A 23876-nucleotide genomic window follows, 5' to 3' on the forward strand; every position below is an offset into this window, starting at 1 on the left:
ACAAATCAAGGAGAGGCCAAAGAAGCCAGAACAAGAAGAAGCCAACACTACAGGCCCACAGACAACCCAGCGCCGCCCAGGCCAAAAACCCCCAATAAAAACCCAAATCTATGTGACCATACCCAAACCCAACCCGCACGGAGTGCAACCCCAAGATGCAACAACCAGACCCACTCCACCCCCTGCGTCCCTTCCTGAAAAACTTCGTGTGGGAACACGGCCACATCGGCACTCGCTACATAAACTGCACAACCGGCGAAATCAGCTTCGATGACGGCAAAAAATCCCGCTTCGCGGCAGAAAAGTACCTCTACGTCCCACTAGAAAAATCCGCCACGGACGACCCGCTGGCCACCGGCCCATCCACCCAGGACGCGGCCCTCGCGCGCTTCCTCCGCGCCGCGCAACTCGGCAAACCCGAAGAAGCCGGCTCCGCCGCGGAAGTCCAACGCGCCGTTCACGATTGCGTCGACCTGGCAATCTTCAGCGCCTATCAGCACGACGCGCTGCAAGCAGTCGAACACTACACCCAGGAAGCCATGTTCGACGACGAAATCCGCGCGGCGCTCGTCAGCGATATTCGCAAGGTTTATGGGCCCATGCGTGAACAACTCGCGCTCTATGACTTCACCGTGCTGCATGGCCTGCCCACACCACTCCTCTTCAGCGATTCGCCTTTCATCGACTGGCGCGTACGCGTCAAGCCCGCCATGCCGTTCGTCTCGTTGCCCCTCGGCCCGTACGCATTGCTGGTCGGCACGCCGTCAGGCAGAACCAGCCGCGCCGCACCCGTCGCGTGGAAAACCGCCGTGTCGATGGGCGCGCTAAAGGATCACAATCGCCTGATGGTGGAGCGCGCCCGTCTATGGATCGTCGCCACCAGCGACGATCAACTGGTAGCCATCCAGGATCGCTTCAAGAAAGACGACGCATAAGCGGCGTCGCCCTGACTACCCTCACGCCTCGCGGCGTGGATGCGCTTTAAGCGCAAGCGAAAATGCCAGATGCCCGATTTCAACGCCCATGGTGTTGAACATCCCCGGTGCATGAAACGCACGCAGTTTCGCGCGTTGCTCAGGACTGCCGATATCGAGCCGCTCAAGCAGTTCGGCAACGCTCGCATACAGCACGCCAATGTTACCGTCCTCCACCTTCACGGCAATGCCGAGCGCACCGCTGGCGCCGAGCCGCGCTGTCTGCTGCGAACCCCGCACGCCGATCGCGTAACTGCCGTCGGCGCCGACTTTGCCAATCAGCGCGCCGTCGAACGCCTGCATCAACGTGGTACAGAAACGCCCCTCGCCTGCCACCCATTCCGGATGCGCCGCCATCGCACGATAGATGCGTGCGAGCGCAACAGTGCGGGGCGAAACGGCAGAACGCGTGCCCGCAGAAGCGGCCGAGGATGCCGAAGTCTCGTCCTCCGCGGCAGCGAGCTTCGCGAATAGTCGGGCCAGGCGATCAAGGGCGAACGCCGGCGTCGGCAAATTGCAACCGTCGATCGACCATTGCACCGCGTCATCCGGCAAGTCGCATACCTCGGCGACGGTGTGCTTCACGCGCACCTGCAACGGATGCTCCGGCAGTTCATACCCCCCAATCGCCGCCCCAATCGAACGCGCCCCGGCCAGCATGCCGGCGTGCTTGCCCGAGCAATTGCTGCACACCCCATCCGGCTTGAAATCGCGTTTCAACCAGTCGACATACACGGCATCGGACAACGGCGGATGGCCGCCGCAACGCAGATCGGCTTCGCTAACCTGCGCCTTGGCCAGCATCTGCCGCGCGCGTTCGATGTGGCGCGGTTCGCTGCTGTGCGAGGCGCACATGAGCGCGAGATCGGCTTCGTCGAAACCGAAACGCTCGAGCGCACCGGTTTCCAGCACCGCGAGAGCCTGGGCTGGCTTGGCCGCGGAACGCACCAGGGTAATGCGTGAGGGATCGCCGAACGAATACAGCAGTTGGCCGTCGGCCTGAACCACCGCAACATGGGCAATATGGGTGTTCTCAATCGTTTCGCCACGATAAACAGTCGCCGCAATCGGCCCGGTGTCGCGCAAGGTCATGTTCGTTCTCCTCCTGATCGCGTCAGTCGTTGCGATCGCTGTGAATGGTGTGGTCAATCGTGGTGATGCGAGCGATTCTACGTTCGTCTTGCGCATACGGCCACGGTCAGCGAGCGGGTTGCACGGCGAATTGGAGCAACGCTCAAGCCGCTCCGTGTAGTTGCTCGACGAGGTAATCGATCAGCACCCTCACTTTCTGCGGCAAGAAACGGTTCGACGGATACAACAGCCACACCGACCCCACGTAAGCGCGCGCTTCGAGATTCCAGTCGGGCAGCACCTGCACGAGTTCGCCGCTTTGCAATGCACCCGCCGCGGCAAATTCAGGCAGATTCGCGATGCCGAAATCCTGCTGCGCGGCTTCGAGCCGCGCGCCGGCATGATTGGCGATGTAACGCCCTTTCACATCCACCGTTTGTGTCTCAGTGCCACGACGAAAGCGCCAGCGGTTGTCGTCGGCAGTTTCGCCCAGGTAGATGCACTCATGCTTGAGGAGATCGCGCGGATGAGCCGGCGTGCCGCGCTCACGCAAATAAGCGGGCGACGCAACCAGCAGCCAGCGCACCGCGCCCAGCCTGCGTCCCGCGAGGCCTGGCGGTGGATGCTCGGTCAGGCGAATGACCAGATCGACATCGTCGGCAAGCGGATCGACGTCGTGGTCGGTGAACAGCAGTTGCAGGTCGACTTCGTCGTAGGTGCGCAGAAAGCCGGGAATCAGCGGGTGAATCACGGTTTTCGCAAACGCGGTCGGCGCGCTCACGCTCACCTTGCCTTGCGGTCTGCCGGCCAGTTGCCCGGCGGCATCCACCGCGCCGGAGGCCGCGCTCACCATGTCGCGGCAAAAACGCGCCACCTGGGCACCGGATTCCGTGACCCGCACCGTACGCGTGGACCGTTCGAGCAGGCGCGTCGCCAAGGCGTCCTCGAGACGCTTGATCTGGCGGCTAACCGTGGACGGCGTACTGCCGAGCTGACGCGCGGCCACTGAAAAATTGCCGGCATCGACGACGCGCGCGAAAACCGCCATGTCCGGCAGCAAGGCGAAAAGGTCGGTTGGGTTCATGGTCGAGCGCTCGCGGGTTCGCGGGTTGAGCCTATTTATGCATTTTCAACACAAACGCTATGCGCAACGACCCGATTATCGCCTCGCAAGCAAAGTTCGACAATACGCGTTCATCTGCCCGAGGTCCGCCATGTCGAAACAAGAACGCCTGCTTCTGCTCTCCGATCTGATGCTGCTCGCGGTCGCCGTGGTCTGGGGCACCAGTTACGGCGTCGTCAAAAGCGCCTTGGTGTTCTATCCCGTGCTGGGCTTGCTGGCGATGCGCTTCGGCATCACCTTCGTGATCCTGTCGCCCACCTTGCGCCATTTACGCGCCGCCGATGCCCGCACGCTGCGCGGCGTGCTGATTGCGGGCGCCCTGCTGCTCGGCATCTTTCTCTGCGAGACCTTCGGCATTCTGCTGACGCGTGCGGCCAATGCCGCGTTTCTGATCAGCCTGTGCGTAGTGCTGACGCCGCTCGTCGAATGGTGGATGCTCAAGCGCACGCCGAGCCGTATCGAATGGGCGGCGGTTGCGCTGTCGCTGTTTGGCGCCTGGTTGCTGGCGGGGAATGGCGCGCTGAGCTTCAACCCCGGCGACGCGTTGATTCTGCTCGCCGCGCTGCTGCGCGCACTCAACGTGTGCGTGACCAAGCGCGTGATGCGCGATTCCGCGTTGCCGCCTTTGTCGGTGACAGCGGTTCAGTCGGGTGTGGTGGCAATCGGCAGCGCGGCGGTGGCGCTGCTGTTTATGCCGCAGCAGTGGCAACCGGTGCCCTCGCTCGCCGGCCACGCCATGTTCTGGGGCTACATCGGCTATCTGGTCATCGCCTGCACACTGTTCGCGTTCTTCGCGCAAAACTTCGCCATCAAACGCAGCAGTCCGACGCGCGTGTCGTTGCTGATGGGTAGTGAGCCCGCGTTCGGCGCGCTGTTCGCGTGCCTCTGGTTAGGTGAACGGATTTCAACGGTCGCCTGGATCGGCGGCGCCTTGATCGTCGGAGCATCGATTCTCGCGACGGTGCGATGGACGGCATTGCGTGTGAGCGCGGCGGGGGCTTAGCGAATCGAAGCAGGCCGTGCCGGTCGCCGCGCACGCACCACCCGATTAGCGCGACGCGACCGAGCCCCGCTCGCTCACCACCTCGCCACGCTGCAGCACATACTCGAGGCGCTCACCCTGCCCGGTCAACACACCGATATCCTTGAGCGGGTTGCCGTCGACCACCAGCACATCGGCAATTGCCCCTGCTTTGATGATACCGAGCTTGCCGCTGCGCTCGACGATCTCGGCTGCGATCGTGGTGGCCGAACGCAACGCCTCCAGATTACCGAGCACTTCGGCGCGGATACGCAATTCGTCGCTCTGGAAGGTGTGCATTTCGCCGAGCAGGTCCGAACCGAATCCCATCGGCACGCCGGCGTTCGCATAGATCTGCAGCGAGTCGCGCCCCGCTTGCCGCACGGTTTCGACCTTGGCGATGGAATCGGCCGGCAAACCGTAGTCCGCACCATGCCTCGCCAACGCGTCGTAGGTGACCAGCGTGGGCACGACGAATGCGCCGTGCTCGCGCATCAGTTTCGCGGCGGCTTCGTCGACCAGATTGCCGTGCTCGATCGTGCGCACGCCGCAGCGAATCGCACGCGAGATCGCGCGGCCGGTGTAGGCATGCGCCATTACGTAGGTATTGGCTGCCTCCGCCTCGGCGACGATTGCGCGGATTTCGTCCTCGGAATATTGCGTGTTGCTGATCGGATCGGTCGGCGAAGCGACGCCGCCGGACGCCATGATCTTGATCTGCGTAGCGCCCTTCTGAATCTCTTCACGCACGGCGAGCCGCACCGCGTCGACACCGTCGACAACCCGCGCAATCGCCCCGGCACGAAAGGCGCATGAACAGGGTTCGAGCACGTCCCCGCGTGGACGGAAATCGCCGTGGCCGCCAGTTTGCGACAACGCCTTGCCCGACGGGAAAATACGCGGTCCCGGAATCAATCCGCCTTCGAGCGCCTGCGTCAAACCCCAATCCGCGCCGCCCGCGTCGCGCACCGTCGTAAAGCCGCGGCCGAGCATCGCCTTCAGAATCGGCAGCGCGCGAATCGCCGTGAGGATATTCGGCTGCGTTGCATTCACACCGAGGTTCGCACGCGATGCCAGCACGTGCACGTGGCAATCGATCAGGCCGGGCATCACCGTCTTGCCGCGTGCGTCGATCACGCGCGCATTCGGCAGATCGACAGGACGATCGGTGACTTCGACGATCTGGCCGTTTTCGATCACGACATGATGGTGTTCGAGCAACGTGCCTTGGGCCAGATCGAGTACGTTGCCGCCGCTGATTACCGTAATGCTCATTGATACCTTCCTGACTTGATGAAGGACACTCTCCGGCTTTCGTCAGCCGGAAACTCTGCTTCAGGCGCGGCTATGGCGCGGGTCACGCACATAGAACGTGCCCACGAGGCTGATCAACGCGGCGATCATCACGTAGATTGCGGGCGCCATGTTGCTACCCGTCGACGCGATCAGCCACGTGATGAAGAACGGCGCGAAGCCGCCGAAAATCGTTACCGCGAAGTTGTACGCAACGGAGAGACCCGTAGACAGCACCTTGGTCGGAAACAGTTCGGAGAACGCAGCGAGAATCGGGCCGGTATAGGTAGCGATCAGCAAACCGAACACGCCTTGAAACACTATCAGCGAAACGAGCCCAGGGGCGCGGTTGATGTAAGCGAACATCGGCCATGCGAGCAGGAAGATCAATGCAGCAGAGCCGGACAGAAAACGGCGGCGGCCGAATCGGTCAGCCAGCTTGCCGACCACCGGCGAGAAACACATGATCATCACGCCACCGAACATCCCGGCGCGAAAGCCCGTCGATTGCGGCAGATGCAGTGTGCGCACCGAATAGGTCGGCATATAGAACAGCAGCACGTAGGTGCACACCGTCCACAGAATCACCATCGAAAAGCTCGCGAACGTCTCACGCGGAAAGCGGCGGAACACTTCCTTGAGCGGTGAATCGCTTTTTGCCTGCTCGGCAACCGCGCTGAACGCCGGTGTTTCGTCCATCCTGCTACGAATGAAATAGCCGACCGGCCCGATCAGAATGCCGATCAGGAAAGGCATTCTCCAGCCCCACGAATGCAACGCATCGGCACTCAGCCCTGCCGTCACGAACGTGCCGACCGCTGCGCCCAGCAGCACCGCGAAGCCAATGCTCGACTGAATCCAGCTTGAATAGAATGCGCGCTTGCCAGCCGGCGCATATTCGGTAAGAAACGCGGTGGCGGTGCCCATTTCGCCGCCGGCCGAAAAACCTTGCAGCAAGCGGGCAACCACGATCAGAACCGGCGCCCACATACCGATCTGGTCATAGGTCGGCGCGAGGCCAATGAGTGCGGTGCCGCCCGCCATCAGCAGAATGGTCAGCGAGAGCGCCGCCTTTCGCCCCACTTTATCCGCATACACACCGAGTACCATGCCGCCCACCGGCCGCATGAAAAAGCCCACGCCAAACGTTGCGACGGCAAGCAGCAGCGAGGTCAGTTCATTGCCGGTCGGAAAGAACAGCTTGGCGATAATCACCGCGAAAAAACTATAAACGGTGAAGTCGAACCACTCGAGCCCGTTACCGAGCACGGTGGCGAGAATGGCCCGGCGCCGCTGCCGCGCGAGCGTATCCACGGATATCGTGACGTTGGATGAAAGCGTTCCTTGCATGGTCTCTTTCCTCATCAGGCTGCGTGCACGGCTGCTCATGCAGCCGCCGCGTGGCTAAGGGGTCCGGCGGTTCTGCCAGCAAGGCGACGCATCGGCGTCGAGCGGCGCTTTCGCCTGCATCTAGCCGATCGTAGAGAGACCTGATTTGTTTTCGAAACGAAAGATTCGCATGCATGCATGCGCGTGGCGCATGCGAAAGGCGTCAGACCATGGGCGTGCCGCGCGTCGCTGCGATCGTTTGGCCGGCTGTCTGCCCGCTTGCTTACCCGCCTATTTACCCGCCTATTTACCCGCTTGTTTGCACGCTTGCCTGCGCCTCGGCCTGCTCGAAAAGCCAGCGGGTAAACAGGCGCGCCGCCTGGTTCCCGGCGCGATCGTTCGGCGATACGACGTAATAGCCGCCACCGTGGCTCGCCGACGCTCGCGTGGCGCGCACCAGCAAACCCTCGTTCAGACACGCATCGATCATGTGACGCCAGCCGAGCGCGACGCCCTGCCCGAGAATCGCCATTTGCACGAGTTGCGGATAATGATTGACGACGACCGACTGCGGCGATCCGGGCATCGGCACATTGTTGAGACGGAACCATTCGGGCCACGACATCCATTGCCGCTGACCGTCTTCCTGCATCAGCAATGTTTCATGCGCGAGATCAGCCGGCTCCAGCACGCGGCCGGCCAGATATCCGGGCGAACATACCGGGTACACCTCTTCGTCGAAAAGGCGGCGGGCGGTGAAATGCGGCTCGGCATGCTGGCGGATGTAGTACAGACCCACGTCGAATTCCGCGGGCGACAGCGACGCAAGTCCGTCGCGCACGATCATCCGGATCTTCACGTTCGGATGGGCCGCGCGAAACGCGCCGAGGCGCGGTGTAAGCCACAACACCGCCACACCCGACGAACACGCAATCGTCAACTCCAGATCGCCGTATCGTTTCATCACATCGAGCGTGGCTTCCGAGCAATTGGCGAGCAGCCATTGAACATGATTCGCGTAACGTTCGCCGGCGATCGTCAGACGTAAGGCGCGGTGCTCGCGCACGAACAGCGAGCGCCCGAGAAAGTCCTCGAGTTGCGCGATCTGGCGGCTGATCGCGCTTTGCGTCAGGTGGAGTTCTACCGCCGCTTTAGTGAAACTGGCATGGCGCACGGCCGATTCGAATGCGATCAGGCATTGAAGCGGCGGCAATGGGGCAATCCGCATGATGAGGGTGGCCGAGTGACGTTGCCACCATCATAGCGGGTCGAAGCACGCGTCAAATCACACCGGTGATGCAGCGCGTAATTGCGCGATTTCGGCCTCGAGTGCCTCGATGCGCCGGTCCCGTTCCGCGAGCGCGGCGGCCACGTCCGCTGCTTCGAAACGCTGCGGGATATGCTGCGGGCAGTTCATATCCCACGCGCTGACGGTCATTGCGATCACCCGCTCGCCACGCGCTTTATATCCCTGCGGCATCAGTTTTGCCAGCAGTTCGGGATCGTCCTCGACCACGCGCGCCTCGCCCCAAATCTTGATGCGCCGCCGGCGCGCGTAGTCGATGAGGAAGAGATACGCCTTCGGGTTATCGGCGAGATTACCCAGCGTGATGTATTGGCGATTGCCGGCAAAATCGGCGAACGCGATGGTGTGGTCGTCGACTACATGCAGAAAGCCGGCGGGGCCGCCGCGATGCTGGATATAGGGTTGGCCTTCGTCGTTCGCGGTGGCGAAGAACACGCTCGTCTGCTGCTCGATGAAACTTGCGACGTCCGGCGTGATACGCGTCTCCCAGCCGCGGTCGGCCTCCATGCGCGCATACGCGTCACGCGAGCCATTACGGGTCTGGATCGACTTCACCGTCGGCGTGAACGCGATGTCGCTCGGGTATGGATGGGCATGTGCGTGATTCATTGAACGGCTCCTGTCTCGCGGGTAAGCCCGCAGGTGGCACGCTCAACGTTACCGGCTTCCATCTTTAACGAGAACCCGGCGAAATCGGGAACCAGACTTTCAAAAACTGAGAAGGTGCAACGACGCCTCGTTGAAAACGACGCGCCGTGCGGGTCTACGAATGGCTCGGCGCCAGCGCCTCTTCCCGCTCCAGCGAGCGCGTGCGTCTGAGTTCCGGAAAGAATCGCATCCACAGCAGGGCGATGGCGATCGTCGCGACGCCGCCTACCAGCACGGCCGGTTGCGCGCCCCACCACCCCGCCGTCACACCCGATTCGAATTCACCGAGTTGATTCGAGGTCCCAATGAAAAGGGAATTGACCGCGCTGACGCGGCCCAGCATTTCGTCCGGTGTGCGCAGTTGGACGAGCGACAGGCGCACCACCACGCTGATCGTGTCAGATGCACCCAGCACCATCAGTGCGAGGAGCGATACGAAAAAGTCATGCGACAGACCGAATACGACAGTAGCGGTGCCAAACGCGATCACGCCACCGAACATCGCGGCGCCAGGCCGGTTGCGCAGCGGGAAATGCGCGAGCCAGATAGTGCCCGCGAGCGCGCCGATGGCCGTACCCGAGCGCAACAGGCCGAGACCGAGCGGTCCGGTGTGCAGGATGTCGCGTGCGAAAACCGGCAGCAGCGCCGTCGCGCCGCCGAACAGCACCGCAAACAGATCGAGCGACAATGCACCGAGAATCACAGGCTGTTTGCGGATAAAAGCGATGCCCGAGAACACCGATTCGAGCGTAACCGGCGCACGGCTCGCCAACCTGGCCTGCAACGGAATGGCCCACACCGAGGCAGCGGCCGCGGCGAACGACAGCGTGCATGCGAGGTAGGCCGCACCCGGGCCGATGCCGTAAAGCAGGCCGCCCAATGCCGGACCCGCGATCTGGGCGGATTGATTGGCCGAGGTGGCCCATGCCGTTGCTTTGGGCAATTGCCCGCGCGGCACGACGCCCGGCAACAACGATGCGACCGCGGGGGACTCGAAAGCGCGGGCCGCGCCCACGCATGCGGCCAATACATAGATGACCGGCGCGCTGATCCAGCCGCCGAAGGTGCCAAAGGCGAACAACAATGCAGCGACGCTTTCGAGGCATTGACAGATGGCCGCGATCCGGCGACGGTCGTAGCGGTCGGCGACATGTCCGACCACCAGCGTCAGCAGGAACATCGGCAGAAATTGGGCGAGGCCGACGAGGCCCAGTGCGAAGGCGCTATGCGTCAGCGCGTAGATGTGCCAGCCCATGGCGACGGCGAGCATCTGGAACGACAGCGATGAGAGGATACGGGTACACCAGAAACGCTGAAACGGAGGGTGTTTTGGCAAACTGAAGCTAGAGTCGCCGACGGGGTCGGCCGGGGGTCGGGGCATTGGTTTCTTGCTCTCTACTGGGCTGGCTTGGGCGGCAGCTAGTTTAGAGCAAGTTTATTTATTTTGTTTTTACGCTTACGCAGTGCTTTCTTTTTGTAAGGCCGCGGGATCGGCCTTACCTTGGTGCGGGTCACCGATTCTGGTTATCAGGCTTCCATCCCACTTCACGAAGCGCGGACAGCAAGCGTTCAGCGCCGATCGCCTCCACGCGGGCGCCGCGCGCGCTCATATTCGTCGCGGCCAGCAGGGCATTGACGATGGCTTCTTCCACGGCCTCGGCCGCAGCCGAAAACAACGCGGACATGTGATCGTTATTCACCATCTCCACGGCCGTGGTGGGCTTCCCAACGCGCCCATAATTCACCGCCGGTAGCGTCGAATTCCCCACTGAAAACGCCAGAAATATATCGCCGCTGGAATCTTCGGTGCCTCCGCCCATACGGGCGATCCCAACGCTCGCGCGCTGCGCGAGGCGCGTGCACTGATGCGGCAGCAAAGGCGCATCGGTTGCGAGCGTCACGGCAATCGAGCCCATGCCCGCCTCCCCTGTGCGCCGTCCTTCGGTTTGTCTGAACGGTGAATGCATGTCCCCGAGCACCTCGCCTACCGGATACCCCGCGACCCGCAGCGCATCGCGCCGGCCATAGTTCGCCTGCACCAGCGCCCCAACGGTCCAGCCACCTTCGGCTGGCTTCAACACTCGTGATGCCGTGCCGATCCCTCCTTTGAACTCGTGGCAGATCATGCCCGTTCCGCCGCCTACGTTTCCCTCCCTCACCTCGCCCGTGCGTGCTTCGGCTTGCGCTCGCCGCACATGATCCGCGGTGACGTGCTGCCCCCATATATCGTTGAGCAGTCCGTCGTAGGTTTCCAGCACGACCGGCATGCACCAGTACATGTCCCCGTTGGCTTCGTGCCGTTCCGCCGCGACCAGCGCGTCGCGCACCACACCCACGCTATGCGTGTTGGTGTAAGCGATTGGCGTCGTCAGCAGACCCGCCTCGCGTATCCATTCAAGACCGGTTGCGTCGCCGTTACCGTTCAGGATGTGACATCCCGCAAAGCAAGGCGTCATGCGTGCACTGCCCGCCCGCGGTTCGATGATGGTCACGCCCGTGTGCACCGATGCGTCTCCCGCTTCCACATTCAGCGTGTGATGTCCGACACGGACACCGGCGACATCGGTAATCGCATTGAAACGCCCTGGCGTGCCGCGCCCGATACGGATGCCGAGTTCCCTTGTACGCATTGCCTGTTTTCCTTCGATTCAAAGTTCGCGAAACGTCACGCTATGACGTGCCCACGCCACATACATCGCGAGCGCCAACACTAATAATCCACCAATGATGTACAGATCCGTCGGCTTGGCCGCGCTCTGCATTGTCGTATACAACGTGTAGGTCGCGCCGACGATCGCCACCAGCGGCGGCAGCGGCCACAACGGCATCCGGTAATGATGCTCGACATCGCGTCGCACGACCCGGCTGGCCAGGGCCGCCACCGCGATCACGATGTAGATCACGAGCAGCAGGTCCACCGTGAACGCGGTCAGTTCATCGAGGCTCGATACGAAAAGCAGCAGTGCCGACGGAACCGCAAGCGTCAACGTGGCAAGCCAGGGCGAATCGAAGCGCGGGTGAATGCGTGTGAACGCATGATTGCAACCGCGCACCCACAATGCGTGGCGGCCGCTGCTATACAGCAGACGGCCCACCTGAATCACGATCGCGATGATCGCGTTGAACACCGACAGGAAGATCCCCGCGCTCACTACCCGCATGATGACCGGGTTGCTGAGTTCGCGAACCACATAGCCGATCGGATCCGCGCTCTTCGACATATCGATCAGTGAAGGCGCCCCGAGCACGATCGCAGTCAATGGGATCAACTCGATCAGCAGGATAGCCAGCAACGAATACATGACGGCTTTCGCGACGCTGCGATTGCCCCCTTCGAGGTCCTCCGCGAGGAATACCGCCGCGCCGAAACCGTTGTAGCAAAAGATCGCCGTGCCCACTGCCGGGATGATGGCGGCCGCGGTCGCAGAAATCAGCGTACCGTTGCTCGCGACTTGAGGGTGGACCAACGCGCTGAGGGCGCGATGCGGCTCCGAGAATCCCAGGTAGGCAATAAGGAGGAGTACTAGCACTTCGACCGTCAGGAACGCACCGGTGATCCACGCGTTGGTCTTGATGTTGAGAATGCCGAGCACATAGCTGAGTACGACGATCGCGAGCGCCACCGACTGATTGCTGAAGTTCGTGCCGAACGCATTGTTCAGATACGGCGCAGCGCCACTCGCCAGCACGGCGGGAATGAACACACTGACGGCCAGCACCGCGACAAAGGTCAGATAGCCCGGCAACGCTCCGAACACCCGTTTCGCCATCACATACTCGCCACCGGCGCTGCGATGCGCCGCGCTCAATTCCGCATAGCACAATGCGAAAGCCAGCGCGAGCACGCCGCCTAACAGGAACGACAGCACCGCCCCGCTGCCCGCCTGCTGGATCGCAAACGGCGCGATCACGAAGATGGAACTGGCGGGCGTCACGCCCGATACGGTAATCATCACCACATCCCGCACGCTGAGCGACTGCTTCAGCGCGCCAGATGTGCCCAGCCCTGCCGGGACGGCTTGCGCCGCAACCGACGTTTCCGTGATCGCCATCGTCCTCTCCTTTGCAATGATTTTTTCAGCGTCCATACTTGAGCACTGTTCGGCGGAGTGTAGGAAGCCAATTTACCCAGCGCTATTACCGCTTAGGGTTACGCCAATTAGGTGGAGACGCATGGATCGACTGTTCACGGAAGTAGCAATGCATCAGGCGCTGGCGCGTGTGATCGACCAATTGGGTGGGCCCAGGTTCTGGCGGAACCTGATACTTCTGCTCAACGAAATCGTGCCGTTTGACAATGCGCTGGCGGTACTCGTCGGTCAGGATGGCGTGCCTCGTGTGCTGGAAGAGTTCGATACCGGGGGTACGGATAAGCCGTCGCCAGTGCCGCTTTATCTGAACGGACTGTACCTGCTGGATCCCTTTCTACAGGCCGCGCACGATGGGCTGGCCGACGGGCTGTACAGGCTCGAGGAGGTGGCGCCGGATCTGTTTCGGCAAAGCGAATACTTCCTGAGTTACTTTCGCGACGCGGTTGGGGAGGATGAATTGCAGCTGATCGCCAAGGTTGCGCCTGCGGGTGGCGTTGTGTCGTTGTCGTTGGGAGCGAAGACGCGATTCGATGTGGAAGCGCTTGGGCGGCTAGCTGTTTGCACGCCCTGGCTAATCGCGACGATACGGCAGCATGTGGCGCGTCTTGCCACCGAGCCCGGCAAGAGCATGGAAAGCGGTGATCTTTCCGGAAGGGTCGAACGCGCGTTGGCGGGGTTTGGCGCGGAGTTGCTGTCGGAGCGGGAAATGGCGATTGCGCGGTTGGTGTTGCGCGGCAACTCTTCTAAAGCGATTGCCGAACGGCTGACGATTTCGCCGGAGACGGTGAAAGTGCACCGGCGGAATCTTTATAACAAGCTCGGCATTTCGACGCAGCCCGAATTATTTTCGTTGTTTATTCAGGCGTTGGGGCACGAGGCGGGGTAGGCATTTTTCAAAGTCGAGCGACGGTCAATTGCCGGCGGTACCTCATCCGCCTTCCGAAATCCCATCAACGCGCCGCTTGCCTTCAACATACCCGGCTTCACGAGCTGCTTCTTCACTGGGAAACGGGACAACCAGCTCCTCAAAACGAATGCTCTGCCCATCAATGTGAGCATGCGCGCCGTGCCGACAGATGTAGGCCGAGTAATGCCAGAAGGTGGTAGGAGTCGGCGGGCCGTATGCCAGGATCGGAAGAACCCAGACCTCATATCCGTTGTGCTCGATCTTGTCCCACATGACAGTCTCCGTCCGCAATTTGAAGGAATCTAGTTCAAGTGCCGCGGCATGAAAACCGGGTGCGCGCGACTCCACCGGTTGCTTCGTCAAACGTGTGGAAGATCGTCGATGGATTTTTCGACACTGCCATCGGGCTCCTCCGTGTCGATTCCATCGGGGCCGTTGGTATGCGGAACGATCTTTATTTTCGGCCCCAGAAATCTCACCCCGCCGAGGGTAAAGAGGGACCAGCCTACGTCTCCCGCGTGGATCGCTTTGACCACCTCGGCCACCTCGACGATTGCGGCTGGGGACAGGCAGTCGTGCGTCCTCAGGTCGATGGGCGCCCAGCGCACGTGCGTGACACGATCAGTTGCAGGGTTAAAGCGTACGCCGTCAATAGCAAACGCAGCCATATCTACCTCCATCACCCCGACAAAGGGATCTTCATATTATGCCCCGCTTCTTTGGCGGCTCTCCGACTCTTCGCGGGACGGGATCGTCTGCGACCACGGCGACGACGGCGCGGCGCACGTCGAGCGTTATTCCCTGTGAACGATGTTCGTCGATCACAGCGCGAACAAGCGCCCGAGATGAGGTTCGCAATCCTCCACACCCGCGAGGCGCAACGCGTGCCACGCCATCGCGAAGTTGCTCGATATAACGGGCTTGCCGGTCCTTGCCTCGAGTTCCGGAATGAGCCCGGCAATGCGCAGACTCGTGCAAGATACGAAAACAGCGTCCACGTCGGCGCTTTGCGCGAGATGCTCGACGCCGGCTCGCAGAGAGGTCGCGTCGATCCGCGCCACTTCGTTGTCGTTAGCATGCTCGAACGAGGCCATCCGCGTGACGCCGACACCGCGCGCCTCGATGTAGTCGCGCATGGTGTCGTTGATCGCACGCACATAGGGCGTCAACAACGCGACGCGCTGCGCACCCAGCGCACGCAACGCGGCAAGCGCGGCGGTGATCGGCGTGGTGCACGCGACGCCGGGGCGCGCCTCGTGAATGCGCGCGAACACGTTTTCCTCGCCGATCACCATCGATGCCGACGTGCAGCCAAACGCCACGACATCGATCCGCTCGCCTGGGCGAATCAGCGCCACCGCCGCCGCAATGCGGGACTCCATTTCCCTCAGCCGTTCGGGCGTGATGTCCGCCGAGTTGTACACGCGGCTTTCGTAGAACGCCACGCCATCCTGCGTCAGCAGCTTGCGCCATTCGTGTTCGATCGTATGATCGGTGGCGAGTACCACGAGACCCACGGCGGCGCGCCTGCAGATGCCGTCGTCCAGCGCGAAATCGAGTTTTGCATAGGCCGCGTCGTGCAGTGCATTCGTGCTCATTTCAGTGTCATCCCTGTCATGTCGATCTCGGGTTGCCGACCGGCCATGACGTCGGCCAGCAGTTTCGCGGTGCCGCACGACATCGTCCATCCCATGTGTCCGTGCCCGGTATTCAGGTACAGATTCCTGTGACGCGTGCGGCCGATCAGCGGTGTCCCCTCCGGCGTCATCGGGCGCAAACCGGCCCAGTAGGACGGCCTGTCATAGTCGGCGCCGCCGGGAAACAACTCGCGTGCGGCCCGCAGCATGGTCGTGAAATCGGCGGGTGTATGGCGGGTGTCATAGCCGGCGAATTCCGCGGTAGCGGTAAAGCGCAGCCGCTCCCCAAAACGCGCCCACGCCACAAGGTTGTTCTCGTCGACGCCGCCAAGATCCGGCGGACGGTGATCCGGCCCAATCGGGAACGTGGCCGAGTAGCCCTTTACCGGATACACGGGCAGCCGGTAACCCAGGCGACGCGCAATAATCGGCGACCAGGAACCGAGCGCCAGCACGAATTCGTCGCCTCGCACGAGTCCCGCTGACGTACGCACGCCGGTTATCTGGTCGCCCGACGCCTCGATTGCGCTGATCGGCGTATCGAACTCGAATCGCACGCCAAGGCCTTCGCACGCAGCCTTCAGCGCGCGGGTGAACAGGTGCGCATCGCCGCTTTCGTCGGTGGGGCAATAGATTGCACCGGCGATCCTGTCACGCGCGCCGCCAAGCGCGGGTTCCCGTGCCACGACCTGCGCCGCATCGAGCGTTTCGAGCGGCAGGCCGTTGTCTTTCAGGATCGACATGTTTTGCGTGCCGCGCGCGAAAGATGCTTCGTCGCGATAGAGATACAACAAGCCGTGGCTGGTGCGGTCGTATTGCAGGTGCTCGGCGGCGGTCAGCTGTTGCAATTGCGTCTGCGCGTAGCGGCAGAGCGCGACCTTGCGCGTTGTGTTCACGCGGGAGCGTTCCGCCGTGCAGTTTCGCAGGAACTGGAGGCACCAGATCCACATGTGCGGGTCCGCGCTGAGCTTCAGGCGCAGCGCCTGGCCATCGACGAAAAGCGATTTCAGCAGGATTTTCGGCGCACGTGGGGAGGCCCATGTATAAGAGTGCCCCGGCGCAACCAACCCGGCGTTGGCAAAACTGGTCTCGAGCGCGACACCCGGACGGCGATCGATCACCGTGACCTCGCGGCCCTCTTTCGCGAGATACCAGGCGGCCGTGACGCCTGCGATTCCGCCCCCCAGTACGACGCTTTTCATACGCGACTCCCTGACTCATCGCTTAAATATAGCGCCGCCGACGCGTTGGATGGAGGTTTATACGCGGATACCCTAGCCCGCCCAATTGGCGGCGAGACCTATCATGAAAGGAGCACTTTTGTAACGGCGCCGCGATGAGCCTGCCAGACACGCCATTGATCTGGCGGATTGTGCACTGCACGCGAACGCACGTTTTCGCCCGTTTTCTGATGTCACCGGTCTATCCGCGTGGCGGATCGCTTTGATCCCTTTCACAATAAGGAGTCACTAACATGATTGCTCAGAAGAATGGCTCGGCCGACGCAACTCGCGTCTTGCGGCGCACGACAATCGCGGTCATGGCCGCGCTGACCGTGCTCGCCGGCACGGTCCCGGGTTCCGCGCGTAGTCAGGGCGCCACGATCAAGATCGGCGTGCCCGTTCCGCTATCGGGCAGTAGCGCAAATGCCGGTCAGGACATCGTCAACGGCGCCAAACTGGCCGCCGCCAAAATCAACGCGGCCGGCGGCGTGCTCGGCAAGCAGATCGAACTGGTGCCGGAAGACGACGCCTGCGACGCGCAGACCGCGGTACAGGCGGCGCAGAAACTCGTCGACGCGGGTGTTGTCGCGGTAGCAGGCGGTTACTGCTCCAGCGCCGCGCTGCCCGAATTGACGACCTTTCACCGCGTCGGCATTCCCTACGTGATGGACGCATCGACCAATCCCAAACTGACCGAGATGGGCTACGAGAACGTGTTCCGCACGATCGGCCGTGACGACGAGCAAGGCCCGTTTGCCGCCAACTTCATCAAGAACTTCCTGCACGCAAAACGTGCGGCTGTCATCAACGACAACACGACCTATTCCAAGGGCCTCGCCGACAACACGGTGGAAGCGCTGAAGAAGAACGGCGTCGACGTTGTCTACGACGACGCGATCACGCCCGGCCAGATGGACTACTCGCCAACGCTGACCCATGTTGCCGCACTGAAACCGGATGTCATCTACTACACCGGCTACTTCGCCGAGGCCGGCCTGATGGTGAAAGAGGCGCGGCAATTGGGTATGAAAATGACCCTGATGGGCGGCGACGCCACCAACGACCCCACGCTGATGAAAACCGCCGGCCCCGCAGCCGACGACATGGTCATCACCACGGCGCCGCTGGCGCAGTTCCTGAGTGCCGCGCACGGCTACGTCGACGACTATACGAAGGCTTACGGACAAGGCCCCGGCCCCTATTCGGTCTATGAATACGATGCCGTCGGGGTCACCGCAAAGGCGATCGCGAACGCAAAATCGACTGCACCTGCGGCGGTCAGTGCTGCTTTGCACAAGATTTCGGGCTATCAGGGCGTGACCGGAACAATCAGCTTCAACGCGAAAGGTGATCGCAGCAACGCGGTGTATATCGTCATCACCGTGCGCGGCGGCAATTTCGCGCCTTATCAGCGGCTTGACTCAGGCGGACACTGGGTGGCGATGAAGTAGGCCCTGTCGCGCACCGGGCCCGGCCATGAGCACCTTTTTCCAGTTCGTCATCGAAGGGCTGACGACGGGCTCTTTCTATGCCCTCGTCGCCCTCGGCTACACGATGGTCTACGGGATTATCCGGTTGATCAATTTCGCTCACGGCGACTTGTTCATGGTCGGTGCGTTCGTCGGCTGGACCGCTTTGACAGCGCTCGCTGCGGTGCATCTGCCGCTCGCCCTGACGCTGCTGATCGCGCTCGTCGCGTCGATGGCCGTCACCGGCGCCCTCGGCCTCGCCATCGAGCGGCTGGCGTATCAACCCCTGTTACGCGCGCCCCGGCTGTCGATTCTGATCACCGCGCTCGGTGTTTCGCTCGCACTGGAAAACGGCGTGCTGCTGCTCTATGGCGCCGGCTTCGACACCTATCCGCACGTGCTCAGCCAGGCAGGGTTAGATCTGCTCGGCGTGCGGGTCAGCTTCACGCAGATCGGGATCATCGTGGCGAGCCTTGCGCTGATGCTGACACTGTATTTCTTCGTCCATCACACTTTTCTCGGAACGGCCATGCGCGCGCTGGCCATCGATCAGGATGCGGCGCGTCTGATGGGCGTGAATGTCGAGCGGCTGATCCAGTTGACCTTCCTGCTCGGATCCGTGCTGGCCGCCGTCGCCGGCGTGATGGAAGGGCTCTACTACACGCAGATCAATTTCTTCATGGGCTTCGTGCTGGGTCTGCGTGCTTTCACCGCCGCCGTCCTCGGCGGCATCGGCAACATTCCGGGTGCGATGGCCGGCGGCATTCTGATCGGCCTGCTCGAGGCATTCGGCGCCGGCTATGTCTCGTCGCAATGGACCGATGTGCTGGTGTTCGGTGTGCTAATCGGTGTGCTCGTGATCAAGCCGACCGGCTTGTTCGGCGAACGCGTTGTCGAGAGAATGTAGGCCATGGGCGCGGCGCAAGCTTCGGCGCGTTGGCGCCGCCCTGCAGCCGGCGCCGGTCTACTGGTCGCCGCCGTGGCGCTGCCGGCTGTCGCCAGCAGCTATATCGTCGATGTCGGCCTGACTATCGCGACCTATTCGATCCTCGGCCTGGGGCTGAATATCGTAGTCGGTTATGCCGGGCTGCTGGATCTGGGCTATGCCGCCTTCTTCGCCATCGGTGCGTACACGACAGCACTGCTGGAAACATTGCTGCACTTCTCGTTCTGGGAAACGCTGCCGTTCAGCCTCGCGTTTGCCGGCGCTTCGGGCATCGTCATCGGCTACCCCACTCTGCGGCTGCGCAGCGACTACCTGGCGATCGTCACGCTGGGGTTCGGCGAGATCACGCGGATCGTTGCCACCAACCTGCGGATTACGGGAGGGCCGAACGGCATCTACGGTATCGACAGCCCGAGCCTGTTCGGCTACGAAATCAGTTCACCCCGTGCAGTCTACGAACTGGGCATCGCGTTCCTCGTGGTGGTGCTCGTGTTTGCGATCCGGCTCGGCCAGTCGCGGCTCGGCCGCGCCTGGACCAGCATCCGCGAGGACGAGGCGGCGGCCGAGGCCGTCGGCGTGCCGACGCTGCGCGTCAAACTGCTTGCCTACGTGATGGGCGCATTGATCGGCGGCTTGGGCGGCAGCCTGTTCGCTGCGCGCTTCGGGACCATCGACCCGACCGGCTTCACGTATCTGCAGTCCGTCACGATCCTGATCATCGTCGTACTGGGCGGTCGAGGCAGTATTCCTGGCGTGATACTCGGCGCCGTCATCGTGGCGGGCCTGCCCGAGATGCTGCGTTTTCTCAATCTTTGGCGCATCTTTGGCTTCGCGATCGGGCTGGTGATTCTTATGCTGCTCCGCCCGCAAGGGCTGTGGCCGGCGCCACTGCGCCGCATCGCGCCGCCGCGCGAGGGCGCGGGCACCGCAAAACCTGTACGCCGTGAGATCGTCACCGATGAAATCCTGCTCGATGTGCGCGACATGCAGCGCCGCTTCGGCGGGGTCCGCGCGGTCGGCGGCGTCAGCTTCACCGTGCGCGGCGGCGAGATTCTCAGTCTGATCGGTCCGAACGGCGCGGGCAAAACCACGGTGTTCAACTGCCTCACCGGCGTGACGCGCCTGAGCGGCGGTCAGGTTCTCTGGCGCGGCGCCTCATTGGTTGGCGGCGCACCGCATCGCATCGTCCATCGCGGCATGGCGCGCACTTTCCAGGGCATCCGCCTGTTCGCCAACATGACGGCTTTCGAGAACGTGCTGATCGGCATGGACCATCGGCTCCGAATGCCATTGCTCGCGGAACTGCTTGCGTTCCCCTCAGCCCGATCGGAGGAGGCCGATCACGCGGCAGAGGGCCTCGGCTGGCTTAGCTTCGTCGGCCTTGGGGCTCGGGCGGGTGAACGCGCCGCCGACCTGCCCTATGGCGATCAGCGCCGCCTGGAGATTGCCCGCGCGCTCGCCAGCAACCCGTATCTCCTGCTGCTGGACGAACCGGCCGCGGGGATGAATCCGACCGAGAAGCACGCATTGATGGAACTGATCCGGCGGATTCGGGATCTTGGCGTGACGGTGCTGCTGATCGAACACGACATGATGCTGGTGATGGGTGTGTCGGACCGGATCATCGTCATGGACCATGGCGTCATCATCGCCGAGGGTCCGCCGCGCGAGATCCAGGCCGACCCGCGGGTGATCGATGCCTATCTCGGTACAGCCGGAACAGACGAAGCGGCCGACGACGCCGCCGGGGAGACATCGCTGTGGGACTCCTAACAATCCGCGATCTGCATGTCAGCTATGGGAACGTGGAGGTGCTGCACGGCCTGTCGCTGGACGTCGCCGAAGGTGAGATCGTGGCCTTGCTCGGCAGCAACGGCGCGGGCAAGACCACGACGCTACGCGCCATTTCCGGCCTGATTCGTCCGCGTGCGGGACAGATCGTAATGGCCGGGCAGTCGCTCACCGGACTGCGGGCTCACCAGATCGTGGCCTTGGGTTTGGGTCACGTGCCGGAAGGCCGCCGTATGTTCGGGGCGCTGACGGTCGAGGAAAATCTGCGGCTCGGCGGTTATCTGATTCGAGCCGACGGCGCGTTGCTGGAACAGCGGATGGCCGAGGTCTATCAAACGTTCCCGCGGCTCGGAGAGCGGCGCAGCCAGTTGGCGGGTACGCTCAGCGGTGGTGAACAACAGATGCTGGCAATCGCACGCGCCCTGATGCTGCGGCCTCGCGTCGTGTTGCTGGACGAACCGTCGATGGGATTGGCGCCGAAACTGGTGCGGGTGATCTTCAGCATGATTGCCGACATCTGCAACGAAGGCACCTCGATTCTTCTGGTCGAACAGAACGCACGCCAGGCGCTGCGAATCGCTCATCGTGCTTATGTGCTGGAAAGCGGCCGCGTCGCGCTAGCCGGCCTCGCCCGCGATCTGGCGCAGGATAGCCGGGTTCGTGCGGCGTATCTGGGTGGGAGTGCGGTAGCGACGGAGTGATACCAGATCGAGCGGATGCCATACTAAACCGGGCTGGGTGCTTCGCGCGCAATCGAGTAGATATATTCCGTGTTTCCCAGAACAACGGATGGGCGCCGCTAAGGTTGCGATTTACGGACCGAAAAACAAAAAGCCGTTGAATCTTAATAGATTCAACGGCTTATGCATTCCATTCTGGCGGAGAGACGGGGATTCGAACCCCGGATAGGCTATTAACCTATACACGCTTTCCAGGCGTGCGACTTAAACCGCTCATCCATCTCTCCGGCGGGGAGCCGAATTATAGCAAACTTCGCGCCCTGTGCCACACCCATGCGCAAACACGCTCAAGGATGCCGGATATAGTCCACCAACGCCCTCGTATAAGCGTCCGGTTTCCGGTCGATCAGACTCACTGCGATCGTCACCAGAAACCCCGCCGGTACGCCGAACACGCCCGAGCTGATCGGCTCGATCGCGAACCATCGCGCACCCGCGAAGCCCGTCATCTGCGTGAAGAACGGATACGTCGAGACGATGTAGTAGATGCACACCACCAGCCCCGCCACCATGCCCGCGACCGCGCCAAGCCGCGTGGTGCGCTTCCAGAACACACCCAGCACCAGCACCGGGAACAGACTCGACGCCGCCAGCGAAAATGCCGCCCCCACCAGAAACAGGATATTCCCCGTATTCAGCGAAGCCACATACGACGCGAAAAGCGCGACCCCGAGCAACAATATCTTCGAAATCGTCACACGCCGCTGGCTCGATGCCGTCGGATCGACCATGTGATAGTAGACGTCGTGCGATAACGCATTGGCAATCGTCAGCAGCAAACCGTCCGCAGTCGAAAGCGCCGCGGCCAGCGCACCGGCCGCGATCAACCCCGACATCACGTACGGCAGCCCGGCGATTTCCGGCGCGGCGAGCACCACCATATCCGGCTGCATCTGGATCTCACTCCACCGCACAATGCCGTCGCCATTCGTATCGGCGAGGCTGATCAGACTCGGCTCGACCTTGCGCCATTGCGTAAGCCACTGCGGCAAATCGGCAAAGTGATGGCCGACCAGGTTGGTCAACATCTCGTACTTGATCAGCACGGCCAGCACGGGCACCGTCAAATAGAACAGCGCGACGAAGAACAACGTCCAGCCGACCGAGCGTCGCGCGGAGGCCACCGAGGTCGTCGTGTTGTAGCGCGTCAGGATGTGCGGCAGGCTCGCCGTGCCAAGCGACAGGCACAGCAGCAGCGACAGGAAATTGCGCTCGTGGGTGCGCCGGTCTTCTTCGCTCGTCACGGGAAATGCTTCGTGCATCGGTACCGGCGCCGCCGCGCGCATCAGCATCTCGTCACGGCGTTGGGTCCAGACGATCTGCGCGGCGGCGGCGTCGCGTGGAAACTGTTCGAGCGCCCTCTCGCGCTCCTTGATCTCGCGTAGCGGACCGTTGTGGCGGCGCAAGTCCGCGACTTCCTGCGTGAGGCGCAGCTTCTCGTCAACGAACGATTGCGGCAGCGTATCGAGCCGCATCTGCATCAACTCGGCGCGCCGCCGATAGTCGTCGCGTACGGTCTGTTCGAGCGGTGCTTCGCGCACCTGCTTCTCGAGTCCTTCGACGCGCTCCATCAAGCGCCCGTAGTTGAATTGCGGCACCCAGCCGAGGCCGTCCTTATGCGCAATCATCGACACGGGAATCAGAATCGCCGCAATCAGGATGATGTATTGCGCGACCTGGGTCCACGTCACGGCACGCATGCCGCCCAGAAACGAGCACACGAGAATCCCCGCCAGCCCGCAGAAAATGCCGATCGCGAAATCCACGCCGATAAAACGCGTCGCAATCAGGCCGACGCCCTGAATCTGCGCGACGAGATAAACGAACGAGCACAGGATCGCCGCCAGTGCAGCGAGCCCACGCACCGCGTTGCTCGAAAAGCGCGTGCCGAGAAAGTCGGGAATCGTGTAGCGCGCGAGCTTGCGCACATACGGTGCGAGCAGAAATGCGACCAGACAATAGCCACCTGTCCAACCCATCAGGTACGCGAGACCGTCATATCCGGTCGCATAGATCGACCCCGCGAGGCCGATGAACGACGCTGCGGACAACCAGTCGGCCGCGGTCGCCATGCCGTTGAAGAAGGACGGCACGCGCCGCCCGGCGACGTAGTACTCGACGAGGTCGGACGTGCGCGACAGCAAGCCGATCACCGCATACACGGCGATCGGCACGAACAGGAACACATAACCGATCCACACACCCGGGCCGGTGGCTCGCTCGATAAGCCACATCACGTAGATGAAAAGCAGGAAACCGAGCGTATAGAGCGCGTATGAGCGAATCAGCCGGTTCGTGAGCTTCATC

At 62.4% G+C, this 23876-nt stretch carries 21 protein-coding genes and 1 tRNA gene; 7 read left to right on the plus strand and 15 right to left on the minus strand.

All coding sequences use genetic code 11. The annotated features are described in order from the left end of the window. Positions 1-155 precede the first annotated feature (155 nt). A complete protein-coding gene (locus PQR67_RS37090) occupies positions 156-935 on the plus strand; it encodes a hypothetical protein (protein WP_408467756.1) in 780 nt (259 codons plus the stop codon). Positions 936-956: 21 nt separating this feature from the next. Here PQR67_RS37090 and PQR67_RS37095 read toward each other — a convergent pair whose 3' ends face one another. Together PQR67_RS37095 and PQR67_RS37100 are read right to left on the minus strand one after the other, a co-directional pair. Further along, the gene (locus tag PQR67_RS37095) at positions 957-2066 is read right to left on the minus strand and encodes an asparaginase (RefSeq protein WP_408467757.1); all 1110 of its coding nucleotides are present in this window, start codon (positions 2064-2066) and stop codon (positions 957-959) included. 142 nt (positions 2067-2208) lie between these two features. Further along, positions 2209-3129, minus strand: a complete 921-nt coding sequence (locus PQR67_RS37100; RefSeq protein WP_408467758.1) for a LysR family transcriptional regulator — start codon at positions 3127-3129, stop codon at positions 2209-2211. A 130-nt stretch (positions 3130-3259) separates the two neighbouring features. On the opposite strand from PQR67_RS37100, the gene PQR67_RS37105 reads away from it, so the two are divergent. Further along, the gene (locus PQR67_RS37105) at positions 3260-4171 is read left to right on the plus strand and encodes a DMT family transporter (protein ID WP_408467759.1); all 912 of its coding nucleotides are present in this window, start codon (positions 3260-3262) and stop codon (positions 4169-4171) included. Positions 4172-4216: 45 nt separating this feature from the next. Here the strand turns inward: PQR67_RS37105 and PQR67_RS37110 are convergent, their stop codons facing one another. From PQR67_RS37110 to PQR67_RS37140, 7 genes are all read right to left on the minus strand, one after another. Then, a complete protein-coding gene (locus PQR67_RS37110; protein WP_408467760.1) occupies positions 4217-5464 on the minus strand; it encodes a metal-dependent hydrolase family protein in 1248 nt (415 codons plus the stop codon). A gap of 60 nt (positions 5465-5524) precedes the next feature. Beyond that, the gene (locus PQR67_RS37115) at positions 5525-6832 is read right to left on the minus strand and encodes an MFS transporter (RefSeq protein WP_408467761.1); all 1308 of its coding nucleotides are present in this window, start codon (positions 6830-6832) and stop codon (positions 5525-5527) included. 286 nt (positions 6833-7118) lie between these two features. Continuing rightward, positions 7119-8039, minus strand: a complete 921-nt coding sequence (locus PQR67_RS37120; protein WP_408467762.1) for a LysR substrate-binding domain-containing protein — start codon at positions 8037-8039, stop codon at positions 7119-7121. A gap of 57 nt (positions 8040-8096) precedes the next feature. After that, entirely contained in the window at positions 8097-8726 is a 630-nt protein-coding gene (locus PQR67_RS37125) for a pyridoxamine 5'-phosphate oxidase family protein (RefSeq protein ID WP_408467763.1), read from the minus strand. A 154-nt stretch (positions 8727-8880) separates the two neighbouring features. Further along, positions 8881-10146 carry an MFS transporter gene (locus PQR67_RS37130; protein WP_408467764.1) on the minus strand — a complete coding sequence of 422 codons (1266 nt, stop codon included), beginning with the start codon at positions 10144-10146 and terminating at the stop codon, positions 8881-8883. Positions 10147-10276: 130 nt separating this feature from the next. Further along, positions 10277-11395, minus strand: coding sequence for a DmpA family aminopeptidase (locus PQR67_RS37135; protein WP_408467765.1), 1119 nt, complete (start codon positions 11393-11395; stop codon positions 10277-10279). A gap of 18 nt (positions 11396-11413) precedes the next feature. After that, entirely contained in the window at positions 11414-12817 is a 1404-nt protein-coding gene (locus tag PQR67_RS37140) for an APC family permease (RefSeq protein WP_408467766.1), read from the minus strand. 121 nt (positions 12818-12938) lie between these two features. Between PQR67_RS37140 and PQR67_RS37145 the strand changes: the two genes are divergently transcribed. Next, entirely contained in the window at positions 12939-13742 is an 804-nt protein-coding gene (locus tag PQR67_RS37145) for a helix-turn-helix transcriptional regulator (protein WP_408467767.1), read from the plus strand. A gap of 42 nt (positions 13743-13784) precedes the next feature. On the opposite strand, the gene PQR67_RS37150 is transcribed toward PQR67_RS37145, so the two are convergent. From PQR67_RS37150 to PQR67_RS37165, 4 genes are all read right to left on the minus strand, one after another. Then, on the minus strand, positions 13785-14036 hold the full coding sequence (locus PQR67_RS37150; RefSeq protein ID WP_408467768.1) for a hypothetical protein: 252 nt from the start codon (positions 14034-14036) through the stop codon (positions 13785-13787). Positions 14037-14122: 86 nt separating this feature from the next. Then, a complete protein-coding gene (locus PQR67_RS37155; RefSeq protein ID WP_408467769.1) occupies positions 14123-14431 on the minus strand; it encodes a hypothetical protein in 309 nt (102 codons plus the stop codon). A gap of 153 nt (positions 14432-14584) precedes the next feature. Next, a complete protein-coding gene (locus PQR67_RS37160; protein ID WP_408467770.1) occupies positions 14585-15361 on the minus strand; it encodes a maleate cis-trans isomerase family protein in 777 nt (258 codons plus the stop codon). Then, positions 15358-16602 (minus strand): D-amino acid dehydrogenase, encoded by a 1245-nt coding sequence (locus tag PQR67_RS37165; protein ID WP_408467771.1) that lies wholly within the window; start codon positions 16600-16602, stop codon positions 15358-15360. Before PQR67_RS37165 ends, PQR67_RS37160 begins: the two co-directional genes overlap by 4 nt. A 272-nt stretch (positions 16603-16874) precedes the next feature. On the opposite strand from PQR67_RS37165, the gene PQR67_RS37170 reads away from it, so the two are divergent. From PQR67_RS37170 to PQR67_RS37185, 4 genes are read left to right on the plus strand one after another with little or no spacing between them, the layout of a single operon-like run. After that, a complete protein-coding gene (locus PQR67_RS37170) occupies positions 16875-18074 on the plus strand; it encodes a branched-chain amino acid ABC transporter substrate-binding protein (protein WP_408467772.1) in 1200 nt (399 codons plus the stop codon). Between the two features lie 25 nt (positions 18075-18099). Next, positions 18100-18999, plus strand: a complete 900-nt coding sequence (locus PQR67_RS37175; RefSeq protein WP_408467773.1) for a branched-chain amino acid ABC transporter permease — start codon at positions 18100-18102, stop codon at positions 18997-18999. A gap of 3 nt (positions 19000-19002) precedes the next feature. Further along, complete coding sequence (locus PQR67_RS37180) at positions 19003-20811, plus strand: branched-chain amino acid ABC transporter ATP-binding protein/permease (protein WP_408467774.1); 1809 nt, start codon at positions 19003-19005, stop codon at positions 20809-20811. Continuing rightward, positions 20799-21530: an ABC transporter ATP-binding protein gene (locus tag PQR67_RS37185; RefSeq protein WP_408467775.1), complete on the plus strand. Its 732-nt coding sequence runs from the start codon at positions 20799-20801 to the stop codon at positions 21528-21530. The genes PQR67_RS37180 and PQR67_RS37185 overlap by 13 nt, the downstream gene beginning before the upstream one ends. 175 nt (positions 21531-21705) lie before the next feature. On the opposite strand, the gene PQR67_RS37190 is transcribed toward PQR67_RS37185, so the two are convergent. Continuing rightward, a tRNA-Ser gene (locus tag PQR67_RS37190) sits at positions 21706-21796 on the minus strand. Positions 21797-21856: 60 nt separating this feature from the next. Further along, positions 21857-23875 carry a sodium:solute symporter family protein gene (locus tag PQR67_RS37195; RefSeq protein WP_408467776.1) on the minus strand — a complete coding sequence of 673 codons (2019 nt, stop codon included), beginning with the start codon at positions 23873-23875 and terminating at the stop codon, positions 21857-21859. Position 23876 lies beyond the last annotated feature (1 nt).

This window comes from Paraburkholderia fungorum, from assembly GCF_046026025.1.
GTDB classification, from domain to species: domain Bacteria; phylum Pseudomonadota; class Gammaproteobacteria; order Burkholderiales; family Burkholderiaceae; genus Paraburkholderia; species Paraburkholderia fungorum_E.

Bases quoted from the DNA above. Each gene is read 5' to 3' on its own strand.
- PQR67_RS37090 (WP_408467756.1), top strand. From the start codon at position 156: ATGCAACAACCAGACCCACTCCACCCCCTGCGTCCCTTCCTGAAAAAC.
- PQR67_RS37095 (WP_408467757.1), bottom strand. From the start codon at position 2,066: ATGACCTTGCGCGACACCGGGCCGATTGCGGCGACTGTTTATCGTGGC.
- PQR67_RS37100 (WP_408467758.1), bottom strand. From the start codon at position 3,129: ATGAACCCAACCGACCTTTTCGCCTTGCTGCCGGACATGGCGGTTTTC.
- PQR67_RS37105 (WP_408467759.1), top strand. From the start codon at position 3,260: ATGTCGAAACAAGAACGCCTGCTTCTGCTCTCCGATCTGATGCTGCTC.
- PQR67_RS37110 (WP_408467760.1), bottom strand. From the start codon at position 5,464: ATGAGCATTACGGTAATCAGCGGCGGCAACGTACTCGATCTGGCCCAA.
- PQR67_RS37115 (WP_408467761.1), bottom strand. From the start codon at position 6,832: ATGCAAGGAACGCTTTCATCCAACGTCACGATATCCGTGGATACGCTC.
- PQR67_RS37120 (WP_408467762.1), bottom strand. From the start codon at position 8,039: ATGCGGATTGCCCCATTGCCGCCGCTTCAATGCCTGATCGCATTCGAA.
- PQR67_RS37125 (WP_408467763.1), bottom strand. From the start codon at position 8,726: ATGAATCACGCACATGCCCATCCATACCCGAGCGACATCGCGTTCACG.
- PQR67_RS37130 (WP_408467764.1), bottom strand. From the start codon at position 10,146: ATGCCCCGACCCCCGGCCGACCCCGTCGGCGACTCTAGCTTCAGTTTG.
- PQR67_RS37135 (WP_408467765.1), bottom strand. From the start codon at position 11,395: ATGCGTACAAGGGAACTCGGCATCCGTATCGGGCGCGGCACGCCAGGG.
- PQR67_RS37140 (WP_408467766.1), bottom strand. From the start codon at position 12,817: ATGGCGATCACGGAAACGTCGGTTGCGGCGCAAGCCGTCCCGGCAGGG.
- PQR67_RS37145 (WP_408467767.1), top strand. From the start codon at position 12,939: ATGGATCGACTGTTCACGGAAGTAGCAATGCATCAGGCGCTGGCGCGT.
- PQR67_RS37150 (WP_408467768.1), bottom strand. From the start codon at position 14,036: ATGTGGGACAAGATCGAGCACAACGGATATGAGGTCTGGGTTCTTCCG.
- PQR67_RS37155 (WP_408467769.1), bottom strand. From the start codon at position 14,431: ATGGCTGCGTTTGCTATTGACGGCGTACGCTTTAACCCTGCAACTGAT.
- PQR67_RS37160 (WP_408467770.1), bottom strand. From the start codon at position 15,361: ATGAGCACGAATGCACTGCACGACGCGGCCTATGCAAAACTCGATTTC.
- PQR67_RS37165 (WP_408467771.1), bottom strand. From the start codon at position 16,602: ATGAAAAGCGTCGTACTGGGGGGCGGAATCGCAGGCGTCACGGCCGCC.
- PQR67_RS37170 (WP_408467772.1), top strand. From the start codon at position 16,875: ATGATTGCTCAGAAGAATGGCTCGGCCGACGCAACTCGCGTCTTGCGG.
- PQR67_RS37175 (WP_408467773.1), top strand. From the start codon at position 18,100: ATGAGCACCTTTTTCCAGTTCGTCATCGAAGGGCTGACGACGGGCTCT.
- PQR67_RS37180 (WP_408467774.1), top strand. From the start codon at position 19,003: ATGGGCGCGGCGCAAGCTTCGGCGCGTTGGCGCCGCCCTGCAGCCGGC.
- PQR67_RS37195 (WP_408467776.1), bottom strand. From the start codon at position 23,875: ATGAAGCTCACGAACCGGCTGATTCGCTCATACGCGCTCTATACGCTC.